The organism is Mesorhizobium sp. M7A.F.Ca.CA.003.01.2.1 (assembly GCF_003998945.1).
Lineage (GTDB): Bacteria > Pseudomonadota > Alphaproteobacteria > Rhizobiales > Rhizobiaceae > Mesorhizobium > Mesorhizobium ciceri.
The window spans coordinates 1-4,228 of the sequence record NZ_RZRA01000481.1 but is presented as its reverse complement, the minus strand read 5'-3'; the positions used below and the strand labels follow the sequence as shown (position 1 = coordinate 4,228).

The window sequence follows — 4,228 nt, the reverse complement described above, 5'->3', positions numbered from 1 at the left end:
TTTCCACACCATGTTCTGCGATGACGTGGCGGTCGAGCAAGATCTCGGCCGCATCGACGGGTGCTATGGCAAGGGGCACTTGCCGGAATTCATGGCCCAGGAGCGAACCGCCGCATCCATCGAGCGCATCGCCGGCCGGGCTGATCGGGGCCTCACCTCAGCTTCACGACAATTTCAAGGAACCATTCGGCTGACTACCGGGTTTTATGAGTGTCGCACCAAGGCGGCTAAGATACGGAGTGATTCAATGGTTACAAAACTTCTCGCAGCATCCGTCCTGACGATCGGTCTCGCCACATCGGCGATGGCGCAGTCACTGGACGACAGGTACTCAAACAATCATGACTGGTGGCTGTTCGGTAACAACGACCAGACAACTGTCGACCCCTACACCACGGGAAGCATCAGTGACGGCTCCGGGTTGAACACCCAAGGCAACACCGGCGCTATTGGCCCATGTGCCCACAACACACCAGGCCCGGACGCTAACGCAGGGCAAAACGTCAACGATCAGTATTGCGGCAAATAGCCAGAACGTGATTTCCGAAAAGCGCACGCCGATTTTCCAGAAATCCATGTTCGAGGGCTAGTCCGCAAGGACAGCCGCTGGCCGCTGGCGCGTCCTCTCTCCGGACGGCGCTGCGGTCGGCGCTCCGTCGAACCGCTCCACATCAACCGCGATACCGAATCAGTCCGAGACTTCTGTCTGCGGCCGGTCGCGGCCGTCGGCCAGTTCCTCATGCCATTTTCCCTCGGCGTCCTCATACTGGATGCCGTCCGTCGCTCCGGCGACCTGCTGCTCGGCCGAGGCGATTTCGGCGGCGCGCAACGCGTCCTGATGCGTCGGAAACGTCTCGGAAAAGGTCGCTCCGACCTTGTAGGCCCAGCCGCCGTCATGTTCGACGATCTTGTAAGTCAGCTTCGCCATGAAAAACCTCCGGTTGAAAGGTCCGTCTGCTCAATGCAGTCGGTCGTCGGGCAGTCTGTCGTCGGGCACCAGCACTTCCGATTCCTTGGCGGCTTCAATCAGCGCCCGGCGCGCATCTGCTGTCGAACGATAACCTTCCAGCACTTTGAGGCAAGTGTCGAGGGCATCACGATGGCGCGGGCCGCGATTGAGCGGCCACACCGTCATCAGGCACTCCGCGGCCTCCTGGGCGCTGCGGATGTGGCGATATTTGCCGACGTGGCCAAGTTCGACGACGACCGGCACTTCAAAAGGTTTGTTGTCCATCATGGCCGCAACGCAAAGCAGCCAATTTGGTTGCAACCATGGCCGTCAGCCTGCGCCCAAACGTCTCAGAGGCTGTTTGAAGGCTCTACAGCGCCGTGTCGGGAGCGCGAACCGTTCAGCCCGCCGCCTTCATCCAATGCTGCATCGTGGTCACCGAACGGGCAAGTTGTGGCGCCGGGTGGATTGTCTCGCTGAATGTCGCCGCCGCACGCCACCCCCAGCGCGGATCAGCCAGGAAGGCCCGCGCCAGCGCCACCATGTCGGCGCGGCCCTCGGTGACGATCGCTTCGGCCTGCTTGGGGTCGTCGATCAGGCCGACGGCGCGGGTCGGAATATCAGCGCCCTTGCGCACCGCCTCCGCCAGATGCACCTGATAGCCGGGGCCGGTGGGCAATTTCTGCAACGGCGAATTGCCGCCGCTCGAACAGCAGAGATAGGCAACGCCCTCGTCCTTCAGCGCTTTGGCCACTTCGATCGCGTCCGCCACGTCGAAGCCGCCGTCGACCCAATCCTTCACGGACAGCCTTGCGCCGAGCATCAGCTTTGGCACCGCCTTGCGCACCGCCTTGGTGATTTCGACGGCAAAACGCATGCGGTTTTCCAGCGCGCCACCCCAGCGGTCCGTGCGCTGGTTGGACAAGGGCGACAGGAACTGGAAGATCAAATAGCCATGCGCGGCGTGCAGTTCGAGGAAATCGAAGCCGGCGCGTTCGGCTCGCCTTGCCGCCTCGGCGAAGCGCTCGATCAGCTGTAGGATCTCCTCGTCCTCCAGAGCGTGCGGCACGTTCCAGCCGGTGTCGTAGGGGATGGCCGAGGCGGAGACGGTCTGCCAGGGATCCTCGTTTGGCTTCAGTGGCCCGCCGCCCTCCCACGGCTTGCGGTTCGAAGCCTTGCGGCCGGCATGGGCCAGTTGGGAGCCGAATTTCGTGCCGGGTGCGGCGACGCGTCGTGCAGCGTCCAGCGCGCGGCGGGCGGCCGCTTCATTGTCTTCAGAGTAAAGGCCGAGGCAGCCATGGGTGATACGCCCGCGCCGCTCGACATCGGTCATCTCGACCGTGACCATGCCGGCGCCGGACATTGCGAGGTTCATCCAGTGATGGAGATGCCAGTCGCTGGCCGAGCCGTCCTCGGCGGAATACTGGCACATCGGCGCGACGGCGATGCGGTTGGGGAAGGTGAGGCCGTCGAGAGTGATCGACTGGAAAAGCGACGCTGTCATGAGAAACTCCGGGAGGGTTCGCAGCTATTTAGGCGACCGATGGCGCCTGCGCCAGACACGAGGCGGTGAAAGGGCTTCTGGACCAATCACGGGCGGGATTGCCGAAATGCCGGTTCGCGGCTACGCCTCGGCCAGGCATGTCTCCCAAAAGTGGCTCCGGTTTTGGGAGAACGACAGGCATAAACAGGAGCATGAAGTGCGACGCGCTTTAGCATGGAGACCGGGATGGAAGATCGTATTCGCGTCCGTTCGGAGGAAATCCTCTCCGACGACTGGGCCATCCTGAAGAAGACCGTCCTCGACTACCGCCGGCGCGACGGTCAGTGGGAGACGCAAATCCGCCAGACCTATGATCGCGGCGATGGTGCGGTGATCCTGCCTTACGACCCCTTGCGTTCGACCGTGCTTCTGGTGCGCCAGTTCCGCTATCCCGCTTACGTCACCGGCCACCGCGAGCCGCTGATCGAGGCCTGTGCCGGTCTGTTGGACGAAAACGATCCGGAGACCGCCATCCGCAAGGAAGCCGAGGAAGAGCTGGGTTATCGCTTGAAGGATATCGAGCGGCTGTTTTCGCCCTATATGAGCCCCGGCAGCGTCACCGAACGGCTCTGGTTTTTCATCGGCCGCTATTCACCCGCCGACCGCATCTCGGCCGGCGGCGGCGCGCAAGAAGAGGGCGAGGACATCGAGGTTCTGGAAATGCCGCTCGACGAGGCGCTGGCCGGCATCGCCGATGGCCGTATCGTCGACGCCAAGACCATCATCCTGATCCAGCATCTGAAGCTCAATCCGATGCCTGCCTGAAAGGCGCCGGTCCTCCTTCGCCAGGACTTTCGGGTGGCCCGCCACCCGAAGCTCGAAGGGTGGTGCGGATGAAGGGACTCGAACCCCCACGCCTTTCGGCACTGGAACCTAAATCCAGGGCGTCTACCAGTTCCGCCACATCCGCATGGACCGGCAATCCCATGTGGCCATCATTCTGTCAATGTCAGAGACAAGATGTGGCCCAGCGACAAGATGTGGGGCAGGCCCCGAATGCTGGTTATCGCTGGGATGCGAAGACTGTTGAAAATTGGCCTCGCCTGTGACAAAAGGCGTGTCAAATGTGACGGGACGCGACGATCCGCTTCTGCAGAATGTGATAAGAAGTAGGAAAAACAAGAACTTATTCACATTTTGGAACGCAGTTTGGGAGAGTTTGAGCCGGGTTTTCGGTCAAATCGCCAGGTTCCGTACCAAAAGCCATTCCCGGCAAGAATATACCGGCAGGCTGTGAACGGCAGAGGCCGTGGCAGTCTCATTGGTGAAAACAAAGGTTTTACGATGCAGGTCACCGAAACGCTCAACTCCGGTCTCAAGCGAGAGATCAAGATCACCGTGCCGGCCGGTGACATGGAAGCCAAGCTGATGGCGCGGCTTTCGGATGCCCGCAACAAGGTCCGCATCAACGGCTTCCGTCCAGGCAAGGTGCCGGTGCAGCACCTGCGCAAGGTCTACGGCAAGTCGTTCATGGCCGAAGTGGTCAACGAAATCCTCAACGATTCGACTCGTTCGATCATTACCGGGCGTGGTGAAAAGGCTGCCATGCAGCCTGAAGTCATCATGACCGAGGACGAGAAGGAAGCCGAGAAGATCCTGGCCGGCGGCGCCGACTTCGAATTCCGCCTCAACTACGAGATCATCCCGGCGATCGAGATCAAGGACTTTTCCGACATCAAGGTGACGCGCCAGGTGTTCGACGTGCCTGATGCCGAGATCGACGAGCAGGTCCAGCG

General features: G+C 61.4%; 6 protein-coding genes and 1 tRNA gene. 3 read left to right on the top strand and 4 right to left on the bottom strand.

Translation table 11 applies throughout. From position 1 onward, the window contains the following. Nucleotides 1–529, top strand: a 529-nt coding sequence (locus tag EN969_RS36090) for a hypothetical protein (protein ID WP_245467462.1), incomplete at its 5' end; no start/stop codon positions are given. A 159-nt stretch (nt 530–688) separates the two neighbouring features. Here the strand turns inward: EN969_RS36090 and EN969_RS19220 are convergent. From EN969_RS19220 to EN969_RS19210, 3 genes are all read right to left on the bottom strand, one after another. Beyond that, on the bottom strand, nt 689–928 hold the full coding sequence (locus EN969_RS19220; protein ID WP_013532013.1) for a DUF2188 domain-containing protein: 240 nt from the start codon (nt 926–928) through the stop codon (nt 689–691). Between the two features lie 30 nt (nt 929–958). Then, nucleotides 959–1,237 (bottom strand): DUF982 domain-containing protein, encoded by a 279-nt coding sequence (locus EN969_RS19215; protein ID WP_013532012.1) that lies wholly within the window; start codon nt 1,235–1,237, stop codon nt 959–961. Nucleotides 1,238–1,349: 112 nt separating this feature from the next. Beyond that, the gene (locus tag EN969_RS19210; protein ID WP_024504404.1) at nt 1,350–2,453 is read right to left on the bottom strand and encodes an NADH:flavin oxidoreductase/NADH oxidase; all 1,104 of its coding nucleotides are present in this window, start codon (nt 2,451–2,453) and stop codon (nt 1,350–1,352) included. A 225-nt stretch (nt 2,454–2,678) separates the two neighbouring features. Here EN969_RS19210 and EN969_RS19205 point away from each other — a divergent pair, with 225 nt between their 5' ends. Continuing rightward, the gene (locus EN969_RS19205) at nt 2,679–3,257 is read left to right on the top strand and encodes an NUDIX domain-containing protein (protein WP_024504405.1); all 579 of its coding nucleotides are present in this window, start codon (nt 2,679–2,681) and stop codon (nt 3,255–3,257) included. A 60-nt stretch (nt 3,258–3,317) separates the two neighbouring features. Here the strand turns inward: EN969_RS19205 and EN969_RS19200 are convergent. After that, nucleotides 3,318–3,402: transfer RNA gene (locus EN969_RS19200), tRNA-Leu, on the bottom strand. Nucleotides 3,403–3,776: 374 nt separating this feature from the next. On the opposite strand from EN969_RS19200, the gene EN969_RS19195 reads away from it, so the two are divergent. After that, on the top strand, nt 3,777–4,228 hold a 452-nt coding region (locus EN969_RS19195), incomplete at its 3' end, for a trigger factor (protein WP_281040818.1).

Bases quoted from the DNA above. Each gene is read 5' to 3' on its own strand.
- EN969_RS19220 (WP_013532013.1), bottom strand. From the start codon at position 928: ATGGCGAAGCTGACTTACAAGATCGTCGAACATGACGGCGGCTGGGCC.
- EN969_RS19215 (WP_013532012.1), bottom strand. From the start codon at position 1,237: ATGATGGACAACAAACCTTTTGAAGTGCCGGTCGTCGTCGAACTTGGC.
- EN969_RS19210 (WP_024504404.1), bottom strand. From the start codon at position 2,453: ATGACAGCGTCGCTTTTCCAGTCGATCACTCTCGACGGCCTCACCTTC.
- EN969_RS19205 (WP_024504405.1), top strand. From the start codon at position 2,679: ATGGAAGATCGTATTCGCGTCCGTTCGGAGGAAATCCTCTCCGACGAC.